Genomic DNA, 2,491 nt, shown 5'->3' with positions numbered 1-2,491 from the left:
TGTCAAACGGCTTGCAAAACTGACCCCGGATCGGCGTCCAATTTTGACCCCCTTTTGGTGCACGACGTTGAGCGCCCGACCGGGTAGAGCTGGTCGGGGTTGCGCAGCCCGGTCGGGCGCGTTGATTTGACTCCCTGGCTTTAGCTTTGAGATCGGTTCTTGAAGCGCCAGGATTCGTTGCCGGTCTCGATGATCTCGCAATGATGGGTGAGCCGATCGAGCAGCGCGGTGGTCATCTTGGCGTCGCCGAAGACGGACGGCCACTCGCCGAAGGCCAGGTTGGTGGTGACGATGATCGAGGTCCGCTCGTAGAGCCGGCTGATCAGATGGAACAGCAGCTGGCCGCCGGCCTGGGCGAAGGGCAGATAGCCCAGTTCGTCGAAGACGGTGAAGTCGAGGCGGGTGAGATAGTCGGCGATGCGGCCCTGCTTGCCGTTGCGGTGCTCGGTCTCGAGCCGGTTGACGAGATCGACGACGTTGAAGAAGCGGCCGCGCGATCCGTTGCGGATCAGGGCGCGGGCAAGGCCGATGGCCAGATGCGACTTGCCCGTCCCGGTGCCGCCGATCAGCACGGCGTTGCGCTGGTCGGCAACGAAGTTCCCGCTGGCCAGTTCGCGCATCAGCGCTTCGTTGACCGGTGTGCCGTCAAAGTCGAAGTCCTCGATGTCCTTGGCCAGCGGCAGCTTGGCGACGGTGAGCTGGTATTTGATCGATCGTGCCTGCTTCTCCGATATCTCGGCGGTGAGCAGGTCGCCGACGATCCTGGGTGGCTCGTGCTGACGCTTGATGCCGGTGGCCATGACCTCGTCATAGGCGCCGCGCATGCCGTAGAGCTTCAGCGTCCCCATCAGTTCCAGAACCTGAGTGCGTTCCATCAGCTTGCCCTCCTGAGCGTGTCGTAGCGGGCGCAGTCGGCCTGCGGCTCATGCTGCAGGCGAAGTGCGTCCGGGGTGGTGATGGTGACGGCCGGGGCCGGATCGCGGCGCCGGGCCAGGATGTTGAGGATGACGGCCGAGGAGCAGACATTCTCGGCAAGCGCCTGCTGGCAGGCGGCCTCGACAACATCGAGCCCATCGCCGAGAACCGCGGTCAGGATCGAGACCATCTGCCGATCGCCGTCATCGGCTGCCTTCAACCGGCGGCGCACCCGCTCCATTGCCGGCGGCAACTCCCAGTCCTGGAAGGGAGCGCCGTTGCGCAAGGCGCCGGGCTTGCGGGCAAGCACCGGCACATAGTGCCAGGGATCATAGATGGTCTCGTTGCGACCGAAGCAGCGGGCATGCTCGGCGACGATCACGCCATCCTGGCGAATGACGATACGTTCGGCATAGGCCTGGACCTCGACCGGACGACCGACCGCTGTCGACAGCACCGAGTATTTGTTGTTGTCGAAGCGCACCGTGCAGGTCTTCGACACCGATGCCGGCAAGGCGTGGAAGCCGTCGAAGCGGCCGGCATAGGGAACGAGGCTGCCACGCTCGGCCTCGAACACCTCCCAGATCGTGCGCTCCGGCTGCTCGACGTGGCGATGCGCCTTTGCCCAGGCGACGCATTTGTCGGCGAGCCAGGCGTTCAGCTCGGCGTAGGTCTTGAAGCGCAGGCGCGGAGTGAAGAAGCGCTCGCGGACGAGCCCGACCTGGTTCTCGACCTGACCCTTCTCCCAGCCCGACGCCGGCGTGCAGGCCACCGGCTGCACCAGGTAGTGGCTGCACATCTGCAGGAAGCGACGATTGTATTGCCGGTCCTTGCCGACGAACACCGTCTCCACCGCGGTCTTCATGTTGTCGTAGATGCCGCGCGTGCAGGCGCCGCCGAAGAAGGCGAAGGCCCGGTCATGCGCGTCGAACACCATCTCCTGGGTCTCGCGCGGATAGGCTCTGACGAACATCATGCGGCTGTGGCAGAGCCGGACATGGGCGACCTTCACGGTCACCGTCACGCCGTCGATCAGCACGATCTCGTGGCTCCAGTCGAACTGATACGCCTCGCCAGGCGGGAACAGCAGCGGCACGTAGGCTTCCGCCATCGCCGAACCGCGCGCCCTGACCCAACCCTTCGCATAGCGCCGGATCGCGTCGTAGCCGCCTTCATAGCCGAGCGCCCGCAACTCCTCGTAGATGCGGATCAGGGTCAGCCGCTCGCGCCCGGGCTTGCCCTGGTTGCCGCCGAGCAGCGCGTCGAGCTGATCCTGCCACGGGCCGATCTTGGGCATGGGCTGGCGTTCACGCTCGTACGTGAACTCCGTCTCGTCCGACCTAAGGATCTTGCGGATCGTGTTGCGCGACAGGTGCAGCTCGCGGCTGATCCGCTTCAGCGACCAGCCCTGGACGTAGAAAGCGCGCCGCACCCGGGCGATCGAATCCACCGACTTCATCCCCTCTCCATCCGCTCGAAAAACCGAACGGATGGTCGCAGAACGAACCAATGAGGGGGGTCAATTTTGGACGCCGATAACCCCGCCTAGGGGGTCAACTTTGCACGCCGGTTCACA

At 64.8% G+C, this 2,491-nt stretch carries 1 protein-coding gene and 1 pseudogene; both read right to left on the bottom strand.

Features of this window, described 5'->3' with window-relative positions; translation table 11 throughout:
* Positions 1-140: 140 nt before the first annotated feature.
* On the bottom strand, positions 141-875 hold the full coding sequence (gene istB, locus C7I84_RS29220; protein WP_106775724.1) for an IS21-like element helper ATPase IstB: 735 nt from the start codon (positions 873-875) through the stop codon (positions 141-143).
* A pseudogene (istA, locus tag C7I84_RS29215) lies at positions 808-2,374 on the bottom strand (IS21 family transposase). The gene istB and the pseudogene istA overlap by 68 nt, the downstream one beginning before the upstream one ends.
* Between the last annotated feature and the right edge of the window lie 117 nt (positions 2,375-2,491).

Origin of the sequence: Kumtagia ephedrae (assembly GCF_003012745.1) — a bacterium.
GTDB classification, from domain to species: Bacteria; Pseudomonadota; Alphaproteobacteria; order Rhizobiales; family Rhizobiaceae; genus Kumtagia; species Kumtagia ephedrae.
The sequence above is the reverse complement of the archived record's forward strand: the minus strand, read 5'-3'. Positions and strand labels throughout refer to the sequence as shown.

What these genes read in the sequence shown, in the direction of transcription:
- istB (WP_106775724.1), bottom strand. Translation starts at nt 875, where the DNA reads ATGGAACGCACTCAGGTTCTGGAACTGATGGGGACGCTGAAGCTCTAC.